23 protein-coding genes are annotated in these 22,747 nt (G+C 70.1%); 14 read left to right on the forward strand and 9 right to left on the reverse strand.

Translation table 11 applies throughout. The annotated features are described in order from the left end of the window. The first annotated feature begins 96 nt into the window (after positions 1-96). Complete coding sequence (locus tag FFT09_RS08935; protein WP_138382370.1) at positions 97-2,262, forward strand: glycosyltransferase family protein; 2,166 nt, start codon at positions 97-99, stop codon at positions 2,260-2,262. A gap of 8 nt (positions 2,263-2,270) precedes the next feature. Here the strand turns inward: FFT09_RS08935 and dprE2 are convergent, their stop codons facing one another. Continuing rightward, positions 2,271-3,026 (reverse strand): decaprenylphospho-beta-D-erythro-pentofuranosid-2-ulose 2-reductase, encoded by a 756-nt coding sequence (dprE2, locus tag FFT09_RS08940; RefSeq protein WP_138382371.1) that lies wholly within the window; start codon positions 3,024-3,026, stop codon positions 2,271-2,273. Continuing rightward, positions 3,023-4,384, reverse strand: coding sequence for a decaprenylphosphoryl-beta-D-ribose oxidase (dprE1, locus tag FFT09_RS08945; RefSeq protein WP_138382372.1), 1,362 nt, complete (start codon positions 4,382-4,384; stop codon positions 3,023-3,025). The genes dprE2 and dprE1 overlap by 4 nt, the downstream gene beginning before the upstream one ends. A 69-nt stretch (positions 4,385-4,453) precedes the next feature. Here dprE1 and FFT09_RS08950 point away from each other — a divergent pair, with 69 nt between their 5' ends. Beyond that, entirely contained in the window at positions 4,454-4,888 is a 435-nt protein-coding gene (locus FFT09_RS08950) for a GtrA family protein (protein ID WP_024876588.1), read from the forward strand. An 87-nt stretch (positions 4,889-4,975) separates the two neighbouring features. Beyond that, positions 4,976-6,922, forward strand: coding sequence for a glycosyltransferase (locus FFT09_RS08955; RefSeq protein ID WP_138382373.1), 1,947 nt, complete (start codon positions 4,976-4,978; stop codon positions 6,920-6,922). Positions 6,923-7,004: 82 nt separating this feature from the next. On the opposite strand, the gene FFT09_RS08960 is transcribed toward FFT09_RS08955, so the two are convergent. Further along, positions 7,005-7,247, reverse strand: a complete 243-nt coding sequence (locus tag FFT09_RS08960; RefSeq protein WP_024876586.1) for a hypothetical protein — start codon at positions 7,245-7,247, stop codon at positions 7,005-7,007. Between the two features lie 161 nt (positions 7,248-7,408). Here FFT09_RS08960 and FFT09_RS08965 point away from each other — a divergent pair, with 161 nt between their 5' ends. The 4 genes from FFT09_RS08965 (at position 7,409) to FFT09_RS22885 (ending at position 10,920) form a co-directional block, all read left to right on the forward strand. Continuing rightward, positions 7,409-8,188, forward strand: a complete 780-nt coding sequence (locus tag FFT09_RS08965; RefSeq protein WP_138382374.1) for an ESX secretion-associated protein EspG — start codon at positions 7,409-7,411, stop codon at positions 8,186-8,188. A 127-nt stretch (positions 8,189-8,315) separates the two neighbouring features. Next, complete coding sequence (locus FFT09_RS08970) at positions 8,316-8,792, forward strand: hypothetical protein (RefSeq protein WP_138382375.1); 477 nt, start codon at positions 8,316-8,318, stop codon at positions 8,790-8,792. Between the two features lie 2 nt (positions 8,793-8,794). After that, positions 8,795-9,373 (forward strand): DUF3558 family protein, encoded by a 579-nt coding sequence (locus FFT09_RS08975; protein WP_138382376.1) that lies wholly within the window; start codon positions 8,795-8,797, stop codon positions 9,371-9,373. Positions 9,374-9,396: 23 nt separating this feature from the next. Beyond that, positions 9,397-10,920, forward strand: coding sequence for a hypothetical protein (locus FFT09_RS22885; protein WP_167305351.1), 1,524 nt, complete (start codon positions 9,397-9,399; stop codon positions 10,918-10,920). A gap of 55 nt (positions 10,921-10,975) precedes the next feature. Here FFT09_RS22885 and glfT1 read toward each other — a convergent pair whose 3' ends face one another. From glfT1 to wzm, 3 genes are read right to left on the reverse strand one after another with little or no spacing between them, the layout of a single operon-like run. Beyond that, positions 10,976-11,878, reverse strand: a complete 903-nt coding sequence (gene glfT1, locus FFT09_RS08985) for a galactofuranosyltransferase GlfT1 (protein WP_081192976.1) — start codon at positions 11,876-11,878, stop codon at positions 10,976-10,978. A gap of 1 nt (position 11,879) precedes the next feature. Continuing rightward, positions 11,880-12,686 (reverse strand): galactan export ABC transporter ATP-binding subunit Wzt/RfbE, encoded by an 807-nt coding sequence (wzt, locus tag FFT09_RS08990; protein ID WP_024876582.1) that lies wholly within the window; start codon positions 12,684-12,686, stop codon positions 11,880-11,882. Between the two features lie 7 nt (positions 12,687-12,693). Continuing rightward, positions 12,694-13,584: a galactan export ABC transporter permease subunit Wzm/RfbD gene (gene wzm, locus FFT09_RS08995; protein WP_081192978.1), complete on the reverse strand. Its 891-nt coding sequence runs from the start codon at positions 13,582-13,584 to the stop codon at positions 12,694-12,696. A gap of 288 nt (positions 13,585-13,872) precedes the next feature. Here wzm and FFT09_RS09000 point away from each other — a divergent pair, with 288 nt between their 5' ends. The 4 genes from FFT09_RS09000 to pseI are packed head-to-tail and all read left to right on the forward strand — an operon-like array spanning position 13,873 to position 16,617. Then, positions 13,873-14,502, forward strand: a complete 630-nt coding sequence (locus FFT09_RS09000) for a hypothetical protein (protein WP_138382617.1) — start codon at positions 13,873-13,875, stop codon at positions 14,500-14,502. Between the two features lie 45 nt (positions 14,503-14,547). After that, positions 14,548-15,024 (forward strand): hypothetical protein, encoded by a 477-nt coding sequence (locus tag FFT09_RS09005; protein ID WP_081192982.1) that lies wholly within the window; start codon positions 14,548-14,550, stop codon positions 15,022-15,024. Then, positions 15,017-15,571: a GNAT family N-acetyltransferase gene (locus FFT09_RS09010; RefSeq protein ID WP_081192984.1), complete on the forward strand. Its 555-nt coding sequence runs from the start codon at positions 15,017-15,019 to the stop codon at positions 15,569-15,571. The genes FFT09_RS09005 and FFT09_RS09010 overlap by 8 nt, the downstream gene beginning before the upstream one ends. After that, entirely contained in the window at positions 15,568-16,617 is a 1,050-nt protein-coding gene (gene pseI / locus FFT09_RS09015; protein WP_138382377.1) for a pseudaminic acid synthase, read from the forward strand. The genes FFT09_RS09010 and pseI overlap by 4 nt, the downstream gene beginning before the upstream one ends. A 4-nt stretch (positions 16,618-16,621) precedes the next feature. Here the strand turns inward: pseI and FFT09_RS09020 are convergent, their stop codons facing one another. Both FFT09_RS09020 and pseB read right to left on the reverse strand, forming a co-directional pair. Next, entirely contained in the window at positions 16,622-17,758 is a 1,137-nt protein-coding gene (locus tag FFT09_RS09020; protein ID WP_138382378.1) for a DegT/DnrJ/EryC1/StrS family aminotransferase, read from the reverse strand. Continuing rightward, positions 17,751-18,734, reverse strand: coding sequence for a UDP-N-acetylglucosamine 4,6-dehydratase (inverting) (gene pseB / locus FFT09_RS09025; protein WP_138382379.1), 984 nt, complete (start codon positions 18,732-18,734; stop codon positions 17,751-17,753). Before pseB ends, FFT09_RS09020 begins: the two co-directional genes overlap by 8 nt. Before the next feature lie 40 nt (positions 18,735-18,774). Between pseB and FFT09_RS09030 the strand changes: the two genes are divergently transcribed. Genes FFT09_RS09030 through FFT09_RS09040 form a run of 3 tightly spaced genes read left to right on the forward strand, consistent with a single transcriptional unit; the run spans position 18,775 to position 22,138 of the window. Beyond that, a complete protein-coding gene (locus tag FFT09_RS09030) occupies positions 18,775-19,533 on the forward strand; it encodes a cytidylyltransferase domain-containing protein (RefSeq protein ID WP_208544401.1) in 759 nt (252 codons plus the stop codon). Then, a complete protein-coding gene (locus FFT09_RS09035) occupies positions 19,530-20,555 on the forward strand; it encodes a spore coat protein (RefSeq protein ID WP_138382380.1) in 1,026 nt (341 codons plus the stop codon). Before FFT09_RS09030 ends, FFT09_RS09035 begins: the two co-directional genes overlap by 4 nt. After that, positions 20,552-22,138 carry a hypothetical protein gene (locus tag FFT09_RS09040; protein ID WP_138382381.1) on the forward strand — a complete coding sequence of 529 codons (1,587 nt, stop codon included), beginning with the start codon at positions 20,552-20,554 and terminating at the stop codon, positions 22,136-22,138. The genes FFT09_RS09035 and FFT09_RS09040 overlap by 4 nt, the downstream gene beginning before the upstream one ends. A gap of 25 nt (positions 22,139-22,163) precedes the next feature. Here the strand turns inward: FFT09_RS09040 and FFT09_RS09045 are convergent, their stop codons facing one another. After that, the gene (locus FFT09_RS09045; RefSeq protein WP_138382382.1) at positions 22,164-22,730 is read right to left on the reverse strand and encodes a bacterial proteasome activator family protein; all 567 of its coding nucleotides are present in this window, start codon (positions 22,728-22,730) and stop codon (positions 22,164-22,166) included. Positions 22,731-22,747 lie beyond the last annotated feature (17 nt).

Genomic DNA, 22,747 nt, shown 5'->3' on the forward strand with positions numbered 1-22,747 from the left:
CCGGTTCCCCTCGCGGGGTATCCGGGCGCGCCCCACCCAGGCGGGCGGGCGAGGCGGTAGGTAGCTTACGAACACGGCCCGACAGGACAGGCGGAGATGACGGCGGAGACGGACAGGCAGGCTGACCAGCCCGGCGAGCCCACCCCCGCGGAGGCGCCGGAACCGTCCGAGTCCCCTGCGGCCTCGGGGACGCGCACGCCGCCTCCCGCGCGTTCCGCGACCCGCGACCGGGCCGCCTGGCTGGTCGGCGCACTGGCGCTGCTGCTCGGGAGCGCGTTCGTGGCGGTCGACCTCGCCTACAACCAGGGCAACCTCATCGCGCCCATCGACGACGCCTACATCCATCTCCAGTACGCGAGCCAGCTCGGCTCGGGCCACTTCTTCGAGTACAACACCGGCGATCCGGTGTCCACGGGCGCGAGCAGCCTGCTGTACGTGTTCGCACTCGGCGCGGCCCACGCGCTCGGGTTCTCGGGCACCGCGCTGCTGGCGTTCGCGGTGGCGCTCGGGCTCGTGTGTTTCGCCGCCACGGCGTTGCTGACGTGCCGGCTCGGTACCGCGTTGCTCGGCAGGGCCGTGGGTGTCTGGTCCGGCGTGCTCACCGCCGTGAGCGGACCGCTGCTCTGGGGCGCGGCCAGCGGGATGGAGGTCGGGCTCACCGCGCTGCTGGTGACCGCCTCCGTGCTGGCGTTCGTGCGCGAACGCCCCCGGGCCCGGTTCACCTGGACTCCCGTGGTCGCCGGGCTGCTGGCGCTGGTGCGTCCCGAGGGACTGTTCTTCGCGGCGATGCTCTGCGTGGCGATGCTGTGGACATTGTGGCGGGCCAGGGCGCTCACGCCCGGCAGGATTCTCGCGAGCGTCGTCCCGCTGCTCGTCGGCGTGGCGCAGTACGTGTTCTTCCTGCTCGCGACCGGCACACTGCGTGCCAACGGCGTCCAGTCGAAGTCCCACCTCTACGACCGGCCGATCTTCTATCCCGGTGAGTTCGTCGACCGGACCTTCGCCAACATCCGCATCGTCGTCGACCACTTCACCGGACTCAACAACACCGACTTCACCTTCCCGCTCGCGCTGGTGTTCTTCCTCGGCGGGATCGCCTACCTCCTGGTGACCCGGCCCGAGTGGCGGGCGCTGTGTTTGGCCGTCGCGGCGGGCTTCGCCGCCGTGGTCGTCTCCGCCGCCACGCTGAGCACGGCACTCCTGCACGAGCTGCGCTACTTCCAGCCGTTTCTGCCGTTGTTCCTGGTCTTCGCCGCGGCGGGCGGATACGCGCTCACCAGGCTGGTGCCCCGGGAGGGACCACGGCGCTACGCGCTGCATGCCGTGCTGCTCGTCATGCTGCTGTTCACCGTGGTGGCCACGCCGACGTGGGCCGTGCGGCTCGGCAGGCAGGCCGCCACCATCCGCGACACCGACGTGTCGGTGGGCGCGTGGGTGAGCGGCAACCTGCCCGAGGACGCGATCGTGGGGGTGAAGGACGTCGGTGCCATCGCCTACTTCGGCGACCGGCGGGTGGTCGACACCATCGGGCTCGCCACCAACGGGATGGCCGAGGCCAGCAACAACGGGACCGGCAGCCTGTACGAGGCGCTGCGGAGCCTGCCCGAGGGCGAGCGCCCCACGCACTTCGCCGTGTACGAGCCGTGGCCCGGAGCGGCCATGCGGCCCTTCGTCGACGCCGGAGTCTTCGCCTCGCCCCCGCTCGTCACGTTCTCCGTTCGCACACCGCCGGACCTGAACAACCGCCGAATCGTGCCGTTCACCGAGATGCACGTGTACGCCGCCGACTGGACCCTCGCGGGCAGCGGGGACCGTGCCCCGATCCCCGGCAGGGTGCGCGACCAGGTCAACGTCGGTTCGCTGGGCAGCGAGGACCACCACGACTACGAGGTCCGGTCGGCGGTACCAGGCTTTCAGCCGAACACGGTGCTGCGCAGGCAGGGCGACGTCGTCGACAGCGGGCGCACGATCGTGGGCGGGGAGCGCCTCACCGCGCGCGGGCTCATCCCGGGCCGTCCGCTCACCGTGGCGACGCGCGTGCTCAGCGGGGCGGAGAACCGCGAGGTCCGCGTCCGGATCGACGGCCGGGACGCGGGGGTCTGGCGGCTGCCGGACTCACCGGACGCCTGGACGACGGCCGAGTTCACCGTGCCGGGCGAACTGGTGACCTCGCCGGAGGCGACGGTCGAGCTGGAACCCACCCGGCCGCTGCTGTCGCCGCACCCCGAGTACACGTCCTTCGGGTACTGGTTCGTGCAGTAGCGCGGGGCTCAGATCGGCAGTTTGCGAAAGATCGGCCTCGGCACGTGCCGCAGCGCCGACATCACGTACCGGAACGCGCCCGGCGCCCACACCAGGTCCTTGCCGTCGCGGGCCGCCTTCACGGCGATGTCGGCCACCTGCGGCGCGGTCTGCTCCAGCGGAGCCTTGCCCATGCCCTCGGTCATCTTGGTGCGGACCTGGCCGGGACGGACCACCGTCACCGTCACCCCGTGCGGTCGCAGTGCCTCGCCGAGGCCGAGGTAGAAGCCGTCGAAACCCGCCTTGGTGGAGCCGTAGACGAAGTTGGACCGCCGTACGCGCTCGCCGGCCACGGAGGACAGCGCGATGACCTTGCCGTGCCCCTGCCTGCGGAGCCGGTCGGCCAGCGGCACGCCGACCGAGACGGCGGCCGTGTAGTTCACCGTCGCCAGCCGCACCGCCGTCTCGTGGTCCTGCCACGCCCGCTCCGCGTCCCCGAGCAGGCCGAACGCCACGACGGTGACGTCGATGTCGCCGTCGGCGAACGCCGCGTCCAGCACCGAGGGGTGGGAGGCGGTGTCGGCCGCGTCGAAGTCGACGCTCGTGACCTCGGCTCCCACGGCCTTGAGCCGCGCGGCGGCCTCGTCCCGGCGCGGCGACGGCCGTGCCGCCAGCACCACCCGCAGCGGCCTGGTCGCGCAGTACTTCTCGGCGATCGCGAGCGCGATGTCCGACGTGCCGCCGAGCAGCAGCAGCGATTGGGGATTGCCCACGGCGTCGATCACAGTGCGAGCCTCCTGGCCATGTCGGAGATGAAGATGCGGTCGGGGTCCACGGAGTCCCTGACCTTGCGCCACTCGTCCAGCCTCGGATACATGCGGTGGAACGTCTCCGGCGACGTGCGGGAGTCCTTCGCCGTGTAGAGGCGGCCACCGGCGGCGAGCACCGCGGCGTCCAGCTCGTCGCAGAACGTGTCCAGCCCCCGCTTCACCGGGAAGTCCACACTGAGCATCCACCCCGGCGACGGCCACGACAACGGCGCGGGGTTGGCCTCGCCCATGCGCTTGAGGACGTTGAGGAACGAGTAGTGCTCCGAGGTGGCGATCCGGCGGCACAGGGCCTTCAACTCGTCCTCGCGACCGAACGGCACGGAGAACTGGTACTGGAGGAACCCTGCCGAGCCGTAGCCCCGGTTCCACTCCCGCAGCATGTCGAGCGGGTGATAGAACTGCGTCAGGTTCTGGATCTTGCCTCGGGCGCCCCGCTTCGGCACGGTGCGCTGCCACAACTCGCCCAACATCGACGCGGTGATCTTGTTGACCATCCCGCTGGGGAAGACGTCCGGAATGGTCGCCAGCACGGGCGCGTCGAACTTCAGCGGCTCGGCCCTCAGCTTGTCCGGCAATTGGTCCACCGTGGCCAGGCCGCCGCGCGAGAACGTCGCCCTGCCCAGCCGGTGGTTCGGTGAGATCAGATCCGGCACGGCCATCGAGTAGTCGTAGTGCAGGTCCGAACCGTCGGTGAACAGCGCCAGCGTCTCGTCGAGATCGGCCGTGCGGTCCGCGTCCACCACGAAGTAGGCGGTCTCGGTCCGTTTCATCCGGACGGTGGCCCTGAGCACGATTCCGGTGAGCCCGATGCCGCCCACGGTGGCCCAGAACAGTTCCCGGTCGGGCCCTTCCGGCGTCAGCGTGCGCACGCGCCCGTCGGCCGTGAGCAGGTCCATCGAGCTGACGTGGTTGCCGAAGCTTCCGGCGCTGTGGTGGTTCTTGCCGTGGATGTCGTTGGCGATGGCGCCGCCGATGGTGACCTGCCGCGTGCCCGGCAGCACCGGCACCCACAGGCCGTGCGGCAGCGCCGCGCGCATCAGCGCGTCGAGGCTCACCCCCGCGTCCACGTCCACCTCGGCGCTGCCGGCGTCGATCGAGTGAATATGGTCGAGCGGGGTCATGTCGACCACCAGGCCACCGGCGTTCTGCGCCGGATCACCGTAGGAACGGCCCAGACCTCGTGCGATGACGCCGCGTGACCCGGCCTCGGCGACGGCGCGCGCGATGACGTCCACATCGGGCGTGCTGAGCACGTCGGCCGTGGTCGGCGCCGTGCGGCCCCATCCGGTCAGTGTTCGCCGTTCGGTGCTCACCCGGACCAGAGTAGCGGCGCCCGCCTGCCTAGACTCGGACGGGACGACCCGGCGGCGATGAGGTTATGCGTGGTGGCTACGGATTCGCAGGCGAGCGAGGCGAGCAGCCCCGGACTGCTCGCCCAGATCGGGCGGTTCGTCCTCATCGGCGGCTTCTGCGCCCTCGTGGACTCCGGGCTCTACTGGCTCCTGCTGCAGGCGGGCACCTGGGTCCACCTGGCGAAGGCCCTCAGTTTCATCGCGGGCACCACCACGGCGTATTTCCTTAACCGTCGTTTTACTTTCACTGCGGCACAAACGGGTGGGGCAGGCCAGGTCGGCGGATTCATGCTGCTCTACACGGTGACGTTCTTCGTCAATGTGGGTACGAATGCGCTGGCCCTACATCTGCTGCCCGACCTGCGGTGGCGCGTGGCGCTCGCGTGGGTGGTCGCGCAGGGCACGGCGACCACCATCAATTTCATCATGCTCAAGTGGGTTGTGTTCAGGGAACCGAGGGGATGACGGGTAGGGAGCCGAGTGCTCCGGTCGGCCTGTACCTTACTGGGCGACTCCCGCGTGAAGGCTTTTCATTTGGAGGACTGAGGTCTCATGCCCGGTAAAGCGGCACCGGCCACCGCACCACAGCAGGCCAAGACCGGCGGCACCACCGACGGCACACCCGCGAGCGCGGAGGCGCCCCTGTTCTCCGAGCACGCGGGCGCGGGCAGGCTGCTCGCGCAGCGCGGCCTGTTCGCGGGCCCGTCCGACGTGGTGAGCAAGGACCTCTACTCGGAGATCTCGGAAGGCGTGGCCGCCCGGCAGCGCGACTCGGTGGCTCTGGAGCCGTCGGCCAGGGTCTCCGGCAACACCTACTTCGGACGCTTCCCCGCCAGCTACTGGCAGCGGTGGTCCACGGCCAAAGCCGTCACCGTCGAAGCCGACGTCACCGGTTCGGGGCAACTCGCCGTGCGTGCCTCCGACACGGAGGGTGAGCCCCGGACGGTCGCCGTGCGGACCGTCAGTGGCGCCGAAGGCGAGCACGTCGTGCTCGACGCCACGCTCGACAAGTTCCTCGACGGCGGCGCGCTCTGGCTCGATCTGGAGACCGAGAGCGGCACGCTCACCGTGTCGAACGTGCGCTGGACCGTCGACTCGCCCGAGAAGGTCCGGCCCACCGCGGTCACCATCTGCACGATGAACCGCGCCGACGACTGCCTGGCCAACCTCACGGCGCTGGCCGACTCGCTGCCCGCGCTCGACACGCTCGACGCGATCTACGTCGCCGACCAGGGCACCGACACCGTCGACTCGCGCGAGGGCTTCGCCGACGTCGCCGAGCGCCTCGGCGCGAAGCTGCACTACATCAAGCAGCCGAACCTCGGTGGCGCGGGCGGCTTCACCCGCGGACTGTTCGAGGTGGCGGGGCACACCGAGACCGAGCACGCCAACGTGCTGTTCATGGACGACGACGTACTGCTGGAGCCGGACCTCGTCATCCGGTTGACCGCGTTCTCCAACCGCGCCGCCGACCCGATGATCGTGGGCGGGCAGATGCTGAACCTGCTGCACCCCAACCAGCTGCATGTGGGCGCCGAGTACGCGCGCCTCAACACGCTGGAGCCGGGGCAGCCGGTGCCGCACAGCCTGACCACCGCCGACCTGCTCGACGTCGACCCGAAGACGGGCAGGCCGAACCGGCAGGAGCGCAGGCTCGACGCGGGCTACAACGGCTGGTGGTCGTGCCTCATCCCGTACGAGATCGTCAAGGAGATCGGCTACCCGATGCCGTTCTTCTTCCAGTGGGACGACGCCGAGTACAGCTACCGGGCTCGCGCGCACGGATTCCCGACGGTGACCCTGCCCGGGGCGGGCGTGTGGCACGCCGACTTCCACTGGAAGGACTGGGACGAGTGGCACCGCTACTTCAACCTGCGTAACTCGATCATCACGGCGGCGCTGCACAGCCCGTTCGACCTGAACCTGCTGTCGCGGGTGCTGCTGGCGCAGCTCGTGCGGTACCTGCTCGGCATGCAGTACGGCCTGTCGGCCACGCTGATCACCGCGGTGGAGGACTTCCTCAAGGGCCCCGACGTCCTGCACGACGGCGGGGTCGCGGCGATGAAGCGGATCCGCGAGATCCGCGCGCAGTACCCCGAGACCAAGCGCTACGCACCCACCGAGGTGCCGGGCATCGCGTCGAACGACATCGGCATCATCAACACCGCGCCGAGGCCGAGCATGCAGCGGCTGGTGCTGCTCAAGCGCATCATGTACCGCCTGCTGGGCAAGCACCGCTTCGACCTCGGCGCCATCCCCAGCGACGAGGCGCACTGGTGGCACGTGTCGCAGTTCGACACGGCCGTGGTCACGGACGCCTCGCAGGAGGGCGTGCGGGTGCGCCGCTACGACCGGCAGCGCATGTTCGAACTGGCCAGGCAGGGTGTGCAGGTGGTCAACCGGCTGCGCAAGGAGGGCAAGGCCGTGCAGGCGCAGTACCAGCACGCCATGCCGCAACTCACGAGCCGCGAGAACTGGCAGCGCCTGTACCGGCTCTGACCGTCCCCGGATGTGGTGCCGCGAAGGCCACCTTCACTGCGTCTCACGCCGCGAAGGTGGCCTTCGCGGCGTGAGACGCACGTCAGCGCAGGCCGAAGACCTTGCCCTGGCGCTGGAGGTCGTCGATGTACGCGACGGCCACGTGCGCGAAGTTGATCTGCACGGCGCGGTCCTCCGAGGTGTACACCGTCTCCACGGAGCCGTGTTCGAGGTGCAGGTGCAGTTGCTTGCGCAGCTCGGCGACGTCGTCGAGCCGCAGTGTGAAGATCAGAGGTTCTCCACCGCTGACGAGGTGGAGCACGAGCGCGGGTTTCTGTTCGGCCATGCACTCACATCAGCAGCCAGACCCGGCGGTCGCAACGAAGTTTGCTCTGGGCGTGTGACGATGCCGCGCTGATCACCCGTTAGGGTTATCGTCCGGAGGTCACCGGCTCTACTGCTACCGTGCGATTCGGACACACCGTTGCACAGTGGGGGAGCCGGGGAATGGTGCGCTCGTTCTCGTTGTCGTTGGCCGCCGTCGACATCGTCTTCGACCATCTCGAACTGGGCCGCGCGCCCTTTCCGTTCGAGGTGCCGACCCTCGGGGAGACGTTCACCGAACGGGCACAGATCCGGCAGGCGGTGTTCCGCGACCTCGAAGGCCGTGGGCTCGTCCGGGGCGGGCGGTTCAATCCCGATGCGGAAGCGGCGCTACGGACCTTCGTCGGTGGCAGGGTGGCCGTCACGGCAGCGGCGACCCTGGACGACGGGAAGAAACTGTTCGCGCGTTCCGCCACCGACGGCAGACTCGCGGTGGTCGGAAAGCGCGACGGCAACTTCCTGGTGTTCACTGAAATCAGGCCCGTGGGCCTGGTGCCGGAAATCGTGAATCTCATTCCCGCGACCCGCCCCGCGCCGGGCCAGTCGGTCACACTGGCGAAACCGGACACGAAGCCGGGCAGGCACGCGGCGCCCGACGGCTACGACCCGTTCGCCGACGTGTCCGCGCCCGCTGCCAGGGCTTCGGTTCAGGAACGCGCGGTGGAGCGCATGTTCGACAAGCCGCAGCGGCGATTCGGGCAGTTCACCGCCTTCGCCCATGACGGCAGGGGCCCGGCCGAGTACCTGGACCCGGTGGCGTGGTTCGACACCGACGACGGCCGGGTGTTCACCACCCGCCGTGTCACCGAGGACGGCCAGGCGTGGCTGACCTTCGCGCCCGCCGACAACGCGCGTATCGTCCAGCACCTCCACAGCCAGGTGCAGCCGTACCTGCGGGGATGAGGAACGCGCAGGTCACGGTGAGCGTCGAAGTGAACGACCGGTACCGTCGTGGCCGAAGTGGCTGGTCCAACGGGGGGTGACCGGTAGACTCCGGCCTGGTCTGTGACGAATGACGCGGGGGTGACAGATGCCGATCTGGGACGAGGGGCAGACAAGTACTGGTGCGCGCGCAAAGGAAGTTGCCACCGGTGGGGCGGTGGGGGCGGCGCTGGCAAACATGGACGGGGCGTCCATGAACAAGATGGCGAGCGAAGCCAAGGAGATGTTGAAGTCAGCCAGAAGCGGCGGCTTCCGGGTGAGCGAAGAGTCAGCGAAACCGATCCGGGAAGCGCTGCTGGAAGTTCAGCGCGACATTGACAGGATCGTAGTCGACTTGAATCGCCTGGGCAGGCAAGAGCCTTCTCTGGGAGGCCATCCATACGGCCAACGCGTTGCTGAACATCAGCGATATGGGACTGTGGAGGCTCCAGGCTCCCCTGCAATGGTCCTGGATGAGTTGCGGAAAGTCATCGCGGACGCCGATAAGGCGTTGGAAGTGGCGATAATGAAATATAAAGAAACGGAAGAATCGGCATCTGATCGTTTTAGTTCTGGCCAGGTCTGACCATGTTTTCCGGACTACCTCGGTGGCGCACTATTTTGGCCACTCTTGCGCTGACTGCGCTCACTGCAACCGGATGCGCTGACACGAATCCCGGTTCTGGGTCTCCATCTTCCGATTATCCGGATTTGGAGTCTCCGCGGCCCACAATTACTAGCTCCGAAGCGAGTGAACAGGCGGACGCCGACATCGACCCGTGTTCGCTGCTCTCCGATGAGGAAATCGGTCAATTCGGCGAGTTCGACGGGCCCTCGAAGCGGGTGGTGGGCAGTGGGCAGGTATGCACTTGGCAGGGCGCCAAGGAGACTGTGGGTGACCAAGCGCCTCTCGTCAACTTAGTAGTACGCGACAACGTCGGGCTGTCGGGAGTTGTCGACATGGGAGACGGGTTGACGCCGGGAGCGACCGAGAACACTGGTCGAGCCTTGGTGCGGACGATGAGCCCCGACGGTTGCCTCATCGCAATGAAGATCACCAGCGGGTCCCGGCTCGATGTCGATGTCGCTGAAGTATCCGGTGACGACGCCTGTGATCTTGCTGGAAAGATGGTTGAAATAGTCGATACACGGCTTCCTCGGGGATGATGACGTTGGCGAACGATGGACAGGTGAGCGCGGAGGAGTTCCTCAGCATGCCCGCTGGGGAGATGCGGTCCTACTTACAGGGCGACAAGGTGCCCCCGCAGCTGACCGAGCAGCAGATGGCGCAACTGCCGCCCGGAACCGAGTTTTCCTATGCGCAGGCACGCGCGAAGGGGGGAGACGACAGCTGGCTGCAGTACTTCCAGTCGATGGCGACGAGTGCTGCTGCGGCTGAGGAAGCTCAGCAAGACCGCCGCAGTCAGTTGGCGACGTACGATGTCGAGTACCGCGACGGCGTGCCGGGATCAGACTCCAACTACAGCGCGCACCGACACGAGGACCTCAAGAAATTCGTCGAGCCGATCACCGCCGAAAACATCACGATCTACTCGGATACTTATCACGACCTCTACAACACGTTTCAGCGCATGTCCGACGTGCTTCGCGACTCCGTCGGGAAGTCGCAGCATGATTGGGAGGGCGGCGCGGCCGACAGTGCCCACGGCTATTTCACCAGCCTTTCGGAATGGGCCAACGGCAACTCGGAGAACGCGCGCATGGCCTCGGACGTGATCAGTTCGGAGGCTGAGGCCGCCACTCGGGCGAAGAACAGTATGCCGGAGCCGATTCCGTTTTCGATGGATCAGGAGATGAAGAACTGGGGGAGTAACCCGTTCTCGATCCATGAGGAGATCACGAAGACGATCGAGAAGCAGGCGCAGAGCCGGCAGGCGCATGACGAGGCTGTGCAGGTGATGGCGCAGTACGACGCTGATCTGCAGGATGCCGGGAACAAGCAGCCGGTGTTCGCGGAGCCGCCCAAGTTCAGTAGTTCCGGTGGCGCTGGTGGGCCGGACATGCCGTCGGCCAACGTGATCAGCATTCCCGGTGGTGATGCGGGTACGAGCGCGTCCGGGTTCGCGGGTGGCGTGGGGGGATCGCCCACTGGCCCTGCTGGGGGAGGTGCGATCAGTACGTCCCCGGGTGGTGGTGCCGGCTCGTCGTCGTCGCCGCCGTTGGCGGGCGGTCCGTCCACGGGTGCGGGTGCTGCGCCTCCGGTGGGGACCGCGCCGTCGGGGTTTCAGCCCGGGCAGCGTCCGCCCGCGACTCGACCCGGTAATCGGCCGGGTTCGGGACCGAACCAGTTCGGTCCCGGGGGCGGTCCGATGCCCGTCGGCGGGATGCCTCCTGGTGGCGGTCAGTTCGGGCCCGGTGGTGGTCCCGGCACTGCGGGGCGGATGTCCGGTGGGTTCGGCCCGGGCGGTGGTGCGGGTGCCGGTGGTGCTGCGGGGCCGGGTGCTGGTGCGGGCACCGGTGCGAAGGCGATGGGTGGGCCCGCGGCCGCGGCGGGTCCTGGTGCGGCGGCTCCTGGTGCGGGCTCGGGCGCGCGTGGTGGCATGGGCGGTGCCCCGATGGGCGGCGCGGGCGGCAAGGGCGGCCAGGGTGGCGAGGACAGCGATCACCAGCGTCCGACGTTCCTCGTGGAGGCGGATCCGGACGAGGTGTTCGGCACGAGCGAGCGCACCGCGCCACCGGTGATCGGCGCGTGAGCGCGACGCGGGGCGTGGCACCCGGTGTTCGGCCGGGTCACCACGCCCCGCGTGCTCAGTAGCGGAAGAAGCGTTCCCGGCGGCCCTGGCGCACCAGCCTGAGCCACTGGGCGAACGCCTTCGGGTCGCGCTTCACGCCCACGAAGTACAGCCCGAACCGAAGCAACTCCAGCGCACCGATCTTGCGCATCCCCGGCTGCGACAGCAGGTACCCGCGGTTGCGGTACGTGTAGTAGCGCTTGACCTCGTTCTCCGGGTCCTGCGCGTGGAACCGGCCGCCCAGCATCGGCTTGAACTCGTCGGAGCCGTTCGGGTGAAGGTACGCGGTGCGCAGGGAGGTGCCGAACGGCAGACCCGACCGCACCAGGCGCCGGTGCAGCTCCACCTCGTCGCCACGCACGAACAGCCGCAGGTCGGGCACGCCGGTGACGTCGAGGGTGGAGGCCCGGAACAGCGCGCCGTTCATCAACGACGCGATACCGGGCAGGAAGTCGGTGCCCAGCTCGGCGGCCTGCCGCTTCCAGGTCAGGCCACGACGCAGCGGGAACGCGAGCGCGTCCGGCGCGTCGATGTTGGTCACCACGGGTGACACCTCGGCGAGGTTCCGGCGCTGGGCTTCCTCCAGCAGGATCTGCAGCACGTTCTCGTCGGCGGGCCTGCCGTCGTCGTCGGCGAGCCACACCCACTCCGCGCCCAGCGCGAGGGCGTGCAGCATGCCCAGCGCGAAGCCGCCAGCACCGCCGAGGTTGCGGTGGGAGGGCAGGTAGGTCCACGGCAGACCGCACTCGGCCACCACGTCGTGTGCCGGCTGGTCCGGTCCGTTGTCCACCACGATCAGGTGGTCCACCGGCCGGGTCTGCGCCGCGATGACCTTGAGCGACTCCGCGAGCAGGTCGCGGCGGTGGCGGGTCACCACCACCGTCACGACGGCGCCGTCGGGCAGGGCTTCGGCCGTCACGTCAGGTCCCGCTCGTGGCCGAGGTCTGCTCCAGCCGGTCCAGGGTCTCCTGGCTAACGTTCTCGAACGGGTCCCTGCCCTTGTACGCGGTGAGGACCTCGCGCAGCGAGCCCTGCATCTTCATCCGGCCCTCGTCCATCCAGATGGCGGAGGTACACAGCTCCAGCAGCAGGTCGTCCTGGTGGGAGGCGAACACGAGCAGGCCCGAGCGGCGCACCAGGTCGACGAGCCGGTCCCGCGCCTTGTTGAGGAACGCCGCGTCGACCGCGCCGATGCCTTCGTCGAGCAGCAGGATCTCGGGGTCGATGGAGGTGACGACGCCGAGGGCGAGACGCACGCGCATCCCGGTGGAGTAGGTGCGCAGCGGCATCGACAGGTAGTCGCCCAGTTCGGTGAACTCGGCGATGTCGTCGATGCGCTTCTCCATCTCCTTGCGGGTCATGCCGAGGTACAGGCCACGGATCATGATGTTCTCGTAGCCGGAGATCTCCGCGTCCATGCCGACCCCGAGGTCGAACACCGGCGCCACCCTGCCCCGGACGCGCGCCGCGCCCCGGGTGGGCTCGTAGATCCCCGACAGCAGCCGCAGCAGCGTGGACTTGCCAGCGCCGTTGTGGCCGACGAGCGCGACCCGGTCGCCACTGTTCAGCGACAGGTCGATGTCCTGCAGCGCCTCGATGATCGGAACTCTGCTCTCGGTGCCGATCTTGCCGCCGACCTTGCCGAGGACCTTCTTCTTCAACGACCGCGTCTTGGCGTCGAAGATCGGGAAGTCGACGGAGGCGTTCCACACGTCAATGCTGATCATGAATTTGTCACACCCAATACGAGACGCGGGCACGGTAGTTGCGCATGACCACCAGAGCGAGTGCCCAGCCGACCACGGTGATACCACCGACGATCGCGTAGTGGTGCCAGCTCGTGGTGTTGCCGATCAGTGGTGCCCGCACGATCTGGATGAAGTGGTAGAGCGGGTTCAGCTCGGCGATCCAGTCGCGCCAGTCGGCGGTGTCCCCGAAGCGGTCCTTCAGGATGTCGGTGGTCCACACGATCGGCGTCATGAAGAACAGCAGGTTGATGAGGCTCGACACCACCTGCGGGATGTCGCGGAAGCGGGTGGAGGCGATGCCGAACAGCAGCACCACCCAGCCCGCGTTGAGCGCGAGCAGCGCGAAGCCGGGGATGGCGAGCAGGGCTTCCCAGTTCAGGCCGGGGTGCGGCATGCCGCCGTCGGTCATCGTGTAGTTCGGCGTGGTGATGTCGCCCCAGAAGATGGCGATCACGACGAAGTAGATGATCATGTTGTGGGCGAACATGATGCTCTGCCGCCACACGGTTCGGAGCACGTAGACCGACAACGGTGCCGGTAGGTGTTTGATCAGGCCCTCGTTCGAGATGAACGTGTCCGTCCCCTCGGTCAGGCAGCCGAGCAGGAAGTGCCAGACGATGAAGCCCGTGGTGATGTAGGGCAGGAAGGTTCCGACGGACGCGCCGAAGAGTTGCGAGTACAGCAGCCCGAGGCCGAGCGCGGTGATCCCCATACTGATGGTGATCCACAGCGGCCCGAGTACCGAGCGGCGGTAGCGCTGCTTGATGTCCTGCCAGGCGAGATGTCCCCAGAGCTCGGTCTGCTTGAACCCACTTCGGAGGTCCGCGAAGGCGCGGCCGAAGGAGCGGCTGTCCGAGGCAGGGGCTGCCGACGTCATCGTTGTCGTCTCTGCGGGGTCGACGGTGCTTGTGGCATGCACGGGATATGAGGGTACTGGCGCCGGTGCGGGCCGATCGCGCGGTCCGCCCGAACGCCGTCGAGGCGCGCCCGATCGCCCGACGTCGCAGGTGAGCGGCCTGTCGTGACCGCGTGAGATCGCCGTGAGCTCCCGGCCGGTCCGGCTCCCGCGACCACGCTGTGTCGAAGTCGGGCATACCCGGCGCGCACGGGCACGGGTGCTGATAACTTCCGCCGCATGAGTTCTGGCGTCCTCGCTCCGAGCCTGGTGGTCGAGCTCCTCCGGGCCTACGCCGATCGGCCGGACCCCCGGTCCGTGGCGGTGGTGGGGAACCAGCCGCTGGAGCCCGACCCGGAGCGTGCGAAGACGATCGATGCCTGCGATCTGGTGGTCCGGGTCAACGGCTTCGTCTGTGACGAACCGGGCGCGCCGCCCGCCGTGGGATCGCGCACCCACGCCGTCGTGTTCAACCGCGCACTGCGCGCGACGAAGTGGGTGTTCTCGGGGTACCGGTCGAAGCTCTACCTGATGGTGGAGCCGGGCAGGCTGCACTGGGAGCCCGAGGACATCCCCGGGTGGTGGCCTGCCGATCTGGGGTTCGTGCCGGTACCGAACACCGAGGTGACGCTGCCGTTGTCGCGGGCGATGGGGTTGTCCAGCCAGCAGGAGGCGGCGTGGGCGACCACCGGCACGATGGCGGCCTGGCTGGCCCGCACGTCGTTTCCCGGCGCGGAGCTGGTGTTGTCCGGGTTCTCGTTCCTGGACGACCCGGACCAGACCGCGTGGGAGCACGCGGCCGGCGACTCGTGCATCGTCGGTCCGGAGCACCGCATCGCGCTGGAAGGCGCGCTGCTGCGCTCCTGGGTCGACTCCGGTACCGCCCGGTTCCTCCGCTGACGCCCGTGGAAGCACTCCCCTCTCGCACCGAAGGAAACGTCGAACATGACCTCGAACCCGCTTGCAACGTTGCGTGCCGGACTGGGCCGCAGAATCGCGCGCTTTGTGGACTTCCGCGTCGACGAGCGCACCCAGGGCAGGCTGGAGCACCACGATGTGCGCCTGCGTGAGGCGGAGGCGCGCGTCACCGAACAGGAGCACTGCACGGTAGACCACCGGCGTCGCCTCGACGAGCTGGAGGCGGGACTGGAGCGGGTGCGCGGTGACCTGCTGTGGACCACCGGTGAGGTGCAGCGGCTCGTCCCGCACGTCGCCGCGCAGGAAGCCAGGCTCGAGGACCTGCGGGAGAGCATCGCGCTGGTGCCGGCCGGCGACGGCGGGCAGGTCGTTCAGGCCCGCACGCTCATCGAGGAGATCCAGCGCCAGCATGCCCAGCTCCGGGCGCGGCTGTCCGGCGTCGCGCGATACGAGCACCGGCTGCGGCAGCTGGAGGAACGGGCGGGCGAGACCGCCAATGGCTGAGCGCTCCGGTGTCTCCGGTGTCTCCGGCGGCCCCGCGCTGCGGCTGCGGGAGGCGGCGGACACCGACGCCCCGGCGTTGCTGCGCTGGCGCAACGACCCGGACACGCGGCGCTGGTCCCGGACCACCGACCCGGTGGCGCTGCCGGAGCACCGGGCGTGGCTGTCGCGGGTGCTGGCCTCGCCGGATCGGTTGCTGCTGGTGGCGGAGTCGGCCGGGACCGCCGGTGCGGAGCTGGTGGAGGAGCCGGTCGGGATGGTGCGGTTCGACGACGCGGGCGAGGGCTGCTGGGAGGTCAGCATCGCCGTCGCGCCGGAACACCGCGGTCGTGGCCTGGCGGCCCCGTTGCTGGCGGAGGGTGAGCGGCAGCTCCGGCACCGGCACCGCCCGGGTACGGTGGTCGCTGTGCTGGCGGTCGTCCACCGGGACAACGCGGCGTCGGTGGCCCTGTTCGAGGCGGCCGGTTACCGCCCGGACGGTGTGGCCGACGCGGCAGGGGACTTCCTCCGCTTCGTCAGGGCGCAATCCATCGACGGGAGTGAGCGATGACGTCGATCCGCATCGGCGGCCACGAGATCGGACCGGACCAGCCGCCGTTCGTGATCGCGGAGGTGTCCGGCAACCACAACGGCAGCCTGGATCGCGCGCTCGACATCATCGACGCGGTCGCCGGAACGGGTGCCCAGGCGGTGAAGCTCCAGACCTACCGGCCGGACACGATCACGATCGACGTGGACACGCCCGCGTTCCGGATCGGCGACGACCACGAGCTGTGGAGCGGGCAGAACCTGTACTCGCTGTACGAGCGGGCGCACACGCCGTGGGAGTGGCACGAGGCGCTGTTCGAGCGCGCGCGCTCGCACGGCATGGAGGTCTTCTCCAGCCCCTTCGACCCGACCGCCGTGGAGCTGCTCGAGTCGCTGGACGCGCCCGCCTACAAGATCGCCTCGTCGGAGATCGTGGACCTGCCGCTGATCGAGCTGTGCGCGCGCACGGGCAAGCCACTGGTGATCTCGACGGGCATGGCGACCGTCGCCGAGATCGACGCGGCCGTGCGCACGGCGAGGGCGGTCGGCAACGAGCAGGTCCTGGTGCTGGGCTGCACGGCGTCGTACCCGGCTCCCGCGTCGGACAGCAACCTGCGGTCGCTGCCCGTGCTGGCCACCGCGTTCGGCACGCCGGTCGGGCTGTCGGACCACACTCCGGGCATCGGCGCTCCCGTCGCGGCGGTGGCGCTGGGGGCGTGCGCGATCGAGAAGCACGTCACACTCGCCCGCGACGACGGCGGCGTGGATTCGGCGTTCTCGCTGGAGCCCGCCGAGCTGGCCGCGCTGGTCACCGAGACCCGGCGGGCGTGGGAGGCGCTGGGGGAGGCCAGGATCGGCCCGAAGGCCAGTGAGCGGGAGGGGCTGCGGCTGCGCCGCTCGCTCTACGTCGTCGCGGACGTGCAGGCGGGCGACGAGGTGACCGAGCACACGGTGCGCTCGATCCGGCCGGCCGGAGGACTGCCGCCCGCCGAGCTGACCACTCTGCTGGGTCGCACCTTCCGCACCGACGTCGCGAAGGGCACGCCCCTGACCTGGGACCTGGTGTAGTCCCTCACTCGCCGAAGAAGCCGCGCACCGCGTCGATGACCCGGTCGACGTCGCTGTCGGTGAGGTCGGCGAACAGCGGCAGCGACAGCTGCTGGGCGTAGAAAGCCTCCGCGTTCGGGCACAGGCCGCGCCGGTAGCCGAGGTCGGCGAACACGGGATGCCAGTACGCGGGGATGTAGTTGACCTGCACCCCGATGCCATGGGCGCGGAGGTGCTCGAACAGGGCCCTGCGCCTGCCGTCCAGTACGCGCAGCGCGTAGAGGTGCCACATCGGATCGGCCCCGTCGCGGCGCGCGGGGGTGAGCACACCCGGCACGTCGGCCAGTGCCGCGTCGTAACGGGCGTGGATCTCGGCTCGCCGCCGCCGGAACGCGGCGAGCCTGCCGAGCTGGCTGCTGCCCAGCGCGCACAGCACGTCGGGCAGCCGGTAGTTCAGGCCGAACTCGTGGACCTCCTGGTGCCAGGCTCCCTCGTCGGGGTGGCGCTGGCGGTCGCGGTCGCGCACGAGCCCGTGGTTGCGGAAGGCCCGCGCGCGGTCCAGCAGCTCGGGCGAGGGGCTGGCGACCGCGCCGCCCTCGGCGGTGGTGAGGTTCTTGGTGGCGAAGAACGAGAACGTGGTGAGGTCGGCCAGCGAGCCGACGGGCCGTTCGTGCCACCGGCTCCCGATCGAGTGCGCGGCGTCCTCCAGCAGCAGCGAGCCCGCCGTGTCCGCGACCTCGCGCAGCGCGTCCAGCTCGGCCGGGTGGCCCGCGTAGTCGACGGCGGCGAGCACCCGGGTGCGGTCGGTGACGGCCGTCCGCGCGGCGGCGGGGTCGAGGTTGCCCGTGTCGAGTTCGACGTCGGCGAACACCACGGTGGCGCCGTGCAGTGCGGCGGTGGCGGCGGTGGCGACGAACGTCAACGGACTGGTGACGACCTCGTCGCCCGCGCCGACACCCGCGGCGGCGTAGGCGACGTGCAGCGCGGCGGTTCCCGACGTCACCGCCACGGTGGGGGTGCCGCCGGTGTGCCCGGCGAGGTCGGCCTCGAAGCGGGTGACGGCGGGACCGGTGGTCAGCCAGTCACCCCGCAGCACGGCGGCGACGGCGTCGAGGTCCTCGTCGGCGACCGACTGGCGCCCGTACGGCAGGAAGTCAGTCATGCTCGGCGATCAGCTTCCTGATGTCGTCGGTGGACAGCCACAGGTCGTTGGTGTCGGAGCGGTAGGAGAACCCGTCGGGCACGGGCTCGCCGCCCTCGGGCGGCTCGTAGCCCCAGCCCGCGATGTGGGGCTGCACGACGTAGCGATCACCGAGGCGCACGGTCCGCCGCGAGTCGTCGGGGGCGATCATCTCCTCGTGCAGCTTCTCGCCGGGCCGCACGCCGACCTCGTGCATGGGGTTGCCGGGGGCGATGGTCTGTGCCAGGTCCACGAGCCGCATGCTCGGGATTAGCGGCACGTACAGCTCGCCGCCGCGCATGAGGTCGAAGGAGTCCACCACAAAGCGCACGGCCTGCGGCAGGGTGATCCAGAACCGGGTCATCTCCTTGTGCGTGATCGGCAGCGACTCGCCCCGCTCGGCCAGCGAGCGGAAGAACGGGATCACGCTGCCCCGCGAGGCCATCACGTTGCCGTAGCGCACCACCGCGAACCTCGTGGGGTGCGGCGCGGCGTAGTGGTTGGCGCTGATGAACATGCGGTCGGCACACAGCTTGGTGGCGCCGTAGAGGTTGATCGGGCTGGACGCCTTGTCGGTGGACAGGGCCACGACCCGGCGCACGCCCGCGTCGATGGCCGCCTCGATGACGTTCTGCGATCCGACCACGTTGGTCTGGACGAACTCGAACGGGTTGTACTCGCCGGTGTCGACCTGCTTCAGCGCGGCGGCGTGGACCACGTGGTCGACGTCGTGCATGGCGCGTTCGAGCCTGCGCCGGTCCCGCACGTCGCCGATGAACCACCGCAGGCGGGGGTCGTCGCCGAACATCTGCTTGACCTCGTACTGCTTCAGCTCGTCGCGCGAGAGCACGACCAGCCTGCGCGGGTTCAGTTCGGCGAGCGCGTGGCTGATGAACGCCTTGCCGAACGAGCCCGTTCCCCCGGTGAGCAGAATGCTGGACCCGTCGAGCTCGGCCATTCGTAACCTCCGCGATGGTGCGTTGTTGCCGGACGCCATGATGTCACCCATGCCCTCACCCGCGACCGTGAACGTCGTCATCCAGGCGCGGGCTTCGTCGACCCGGCTTCCGGGCAAGGTGCTGCGCCCGCTCGCGGGCCGCTCCGTGCTGGGCTGGGTGGTGCGCGCCGCCCGCGCGGCGCGCGGGGTGGACGGAGTCGTGGTCGCCACCTCGGACGCGCCGGACGACGACGCCGTGGCCGACGAGGCCCGTGCCTGCGGTGCGGCCGTGGTGCGGGGGCCACTGGACGATGTGCTCGCGCGCTTCCTGCTGGCGTGCGAGGCTCACCCGGCTGACGCGGTCGTGCGGTTGACGGCCGACTGCCCGCTGCACGATCCGGCGTTGCTGGAGCAGGTGGTGGCCCTGTGGCGGGCGAGCCCCGAGCTGGACTACGTGAGCACGACGCTGAGGCGCACCCTGCCTCGCGGGTTCGATGCGGAACTGGTGCGGGTGCCGGTGCTGGCCCAGCAGGCCGGAAAGCCCCGGGGGCCGCACCGCGAGCACGTGACCTCGGGCGTGGTCGGGGCTCCCGGCCGGTACGCCTGTGCCGGGGTGGTGGTGGCGCCGCGTGCCGACGACCTGCGCGTCACCCTGGACACCGCCGACGACTGGGCCCTGCTCGACGCGCTGGTGGCGGAGCTGACCCGGCGGCACGGCGACGGCCCGTTCGCCTGGCGGGACGTCGTGGCGCTGCTGCGGGGCAGGCCCGACCTGGTCGCGCTGAACGCACACGTCGAGCAGAAGAAGGTCACCGGATGACGTGCGTGCTGTTGCGGGCCGACGCCTCGCCGACGATCGGGGTCGGGCACGTTTCGCGCATGGTGGCGTTCGCGGAGGCGGCGCGGCGGCGCGGCTGGGAGGTCGCGTTCTCCGGCAGCCTGACGGGCGCGGACTGGTTCGCCGAGCGGCTCGCCGGGCTGGGTGTCGCGCTGGTGGAGCCCACCGATCCCGGCGACCCCGCCGCGTTACCCGAGCTGACCGGCACACTCGGCGCCGACGTGGTGGTGGTCGACCACTACGGCATCGGGCAGCAGCGCGCGGCGATCAACGCCGAGGGCGCCGTGCTGGCCTCGCTGGAGAGCCGGACGTTCGGGCGCAGGCAGGCCGATGTGGTGGTGGAGCCGGAGCCGCACGACCTGCCCCGGCCCGACGACGGATCGCCCATGGTGCTGCGCGGCCCGCGCTACGCGCCGCTGCGGGCCCAGGTGCGCGGCGCGCGTGAGCGGCGGGCGGCCCGCACCGCCGCCCGTGCCGGCACCGTGCCCCGGGTCGTGGTCGTGCTCGGTGGGGGCGCGATGTGGGGTGACACGGTGACGCGCCTGCTGCGGGAACTGCGCGACACCGCCATGCCGTTCGACGCCGAGGTGATCGCTCACGGCGAGCCCGCCGTGCCCTCGCCTGGCCCCGGCCAGCGGTTCACGGTGTCGCCGCCCGACCTGCGGCTTGCCGAGTGGCTCGCCGACGCCGACCTCGCGGTGAGCGCGGCCGGGGTCACGCTGCTGGAGGCGTGGTGCATCGGGGTTCCCACGGCACTCGTCCTGCTGGTGGACAACCAGCGCGCCGGGTACACGGCGGCGGTGGAACGGGGATTGTCGGTCGGACTCGGCAGACCGGACGAGCTTCACGGTGCCGCGCGCCCGCTGGCGAGACTGCTCGACCCGGGCAGCGGTGCCGGGGAGCGGGACCGGCTGTCGGCGCCCGCGGCGGCGGAGGTCGACGGCCTCGGCGCCGACCGGGTGCTGGACGCGGCACTCGCCCGCGCTGACACAGTGGGGCCATGACATCGGTGGCGCCCGGTCGCTCGTGGCGGACCGTGGTGGGCGTGTCGGCCCTGGTGACGGGGCTGCTCGCGCTCTTCGCGCTGGGCACGTGGGCGGCCTGGGATTTCACGGTGGACGACGCCTACATCACCTTCCGCTACAGCGAGCACCTCGCCGAGGGCCACGGGCCGGTATGGAACGTCGACGGCGACCCGGTCGAGGGGTTCACCAACTTCGGCTGGATGGTCCTGCTCGCGCCTGCCGCCGCACTCGGCTGGGATCTGGCTCTGACGGCCGCGGTGGTGTCGGCGGCGCTCGGCGTTCTCGTCGTCGGCATGCTTCTCCGGCAGGGTCACCGGCTCGGTGGCAGGCTCGCCGCGGTCGTCGCGAGCCTGGCTTTCGTGGTGTTCCTGCCGACGTACTTCCACGTCAACGGCGGGCTGGAGACCGTGGCGTTCGCGGCGGTGGTGCTGCGCGCGACGGTGGTGGGCCTCACCGCCCTGCGCTCCGAGCCGGTGCGGGTGTGGGAGCCGCCCGCGCTGGTGGTGCTGGCAGGGCTGCTGCGGCCCGAGGGCGTGCTCGTCGCGGCGGTTCCGTTCGCGGTGTGGCTGTGGCGGCAGCGCCACGACCGGATCGCGTGGTTCTGGACCGCGCTGGCGGGCGTGGTCGGGCTCGGCTACACGGGATGGCGCTGGTGGTTCTACGGCTACCCGCTGCCCAACACGTTCGCCGTGAAGTTCGGTGACCTCGACGCGGGGTGGGCCTGGGTCGAGGACACGGCGACGGTCGTCGGCCCGCTCGTCCTGCTCGTCGGGCTGCTGCTCCTGCGGCGCACCACGCGGGCACAGGGGGCGCTGGTGCTGGGCGTGGTCGCGGCCACCTACATCGCCTACGCCGTGTCGGGGCCGTCGATGGACTACCTGCACCGGTACGCTTTCCACGCCTACCCGGTGCTCTGCCTCGGCGCCGGTCTGGCGGTGGCGGCCGTGACGGCGGTGACGCCGACGACCGCGACGGCGGGGCGGACGCGACACCGGCGGATGGTCGGCGCCGCCACCGGCGCGCTGGCCGTGGCCTGGGTCGGCCTGTGGGGAGTGCTGTCGGAGCAGCTACCGCTGGTCGCGAACTACGGCGTCGACCTGCGGCGCTCCCACGAGGCCATCGGCACGGCACTCGCCGAGACCGCCGTGCCACCGCCGCAGCGCACCCTCGCGGTCAGCGACGCGGGCGCGATCCCGTACTTCAGCGACTGGGAGACGGTCGACTACCTCGGCCTGAACAACGAAGCCATCGCCCGCGGCGCGGACCCGACGCGGGTGGTGAGCGAGCAGCGCCCGACGGTGGTCGTGGTCACCGCGTACCACCCGGGCATGCCCCGCGCCGCCTACGGGCTGCGGGTCACCGAGGCGACCGCGGGCTACGAGTACATCGGCAGGGTGCGGATGCGGGAGGGGTACTGGCAGCACCTGTTCGTGCTGCCGGAGTGGGCGGGCGAGGTCGCCGAAGCCGTGGAGCGGCGGGCGGCCGAGGAGGCCGCCGAGGACCCCGGGCGCTACGAGAGCTCGCTGCAACGCTGGTTCGACCGCCTCGCGGGCCGGTTCTGACAGAGCCGGAACCGGCCCGACGGGCTCACAGGTACTGGCCGGTGCTGCCCAGTCCGGGCGCCTGCTGGTCGCCGCCCTGCTGCCCGCCAGCCGGCAGCCCCTTGCGCATCTGCTCCAACTGCACGCGGGCGGCCATCTGCTGCGCGAACAGCGCGGTCTGGATGCCGTGGAAGAGTCCCTCCAGCCAACCCACCAGCTGCGCCTGGGCCACCCGGAGTTCGGCGTCGGAGGGCGTGCGCTCGGCGGTGAACGGCGCGACGAGCCGTTCCAGCTCGTCCCGCAGTTCGGGTGCCAGTGCCTGTTCCAGCTCGGCGATCGACGTCTCGTGGATCTCGCGGAGCCGGTTCCGGCTGGCCTCGTCGAGCGGAGCCGCCCTGACCTCCTCCAGCAGTTGCTTGATCATGGTGCCGATGCGCATGACCTTGGCGGGCTCCTCGACCATGTCGCCCACCGACTCGGACTTCTCGTGCTCGTCGGGGTTGAGGCGCGCGGCGCCGACCGGTGACCCGTCCGGGCCCACGACGACGACGTGTTGTGACCCGTCCGGCTGACCCGTGACCGCACTCGGGTCCGGGAAGTTCGGCTCCGTCATAGGGCTCCATCCTGGGT

It is taken from the genome of Saccharomonospora piscinae (assembly GCF_005862235.1).
In the GTDB taxonomy this organism is placed as follows: Bacteria; Actinomycetota; Actinomycetes; order Mycobacteriales; family Pseudonocardiaceae; genus Saccharomonospora; species Saccharomonospora piscinae.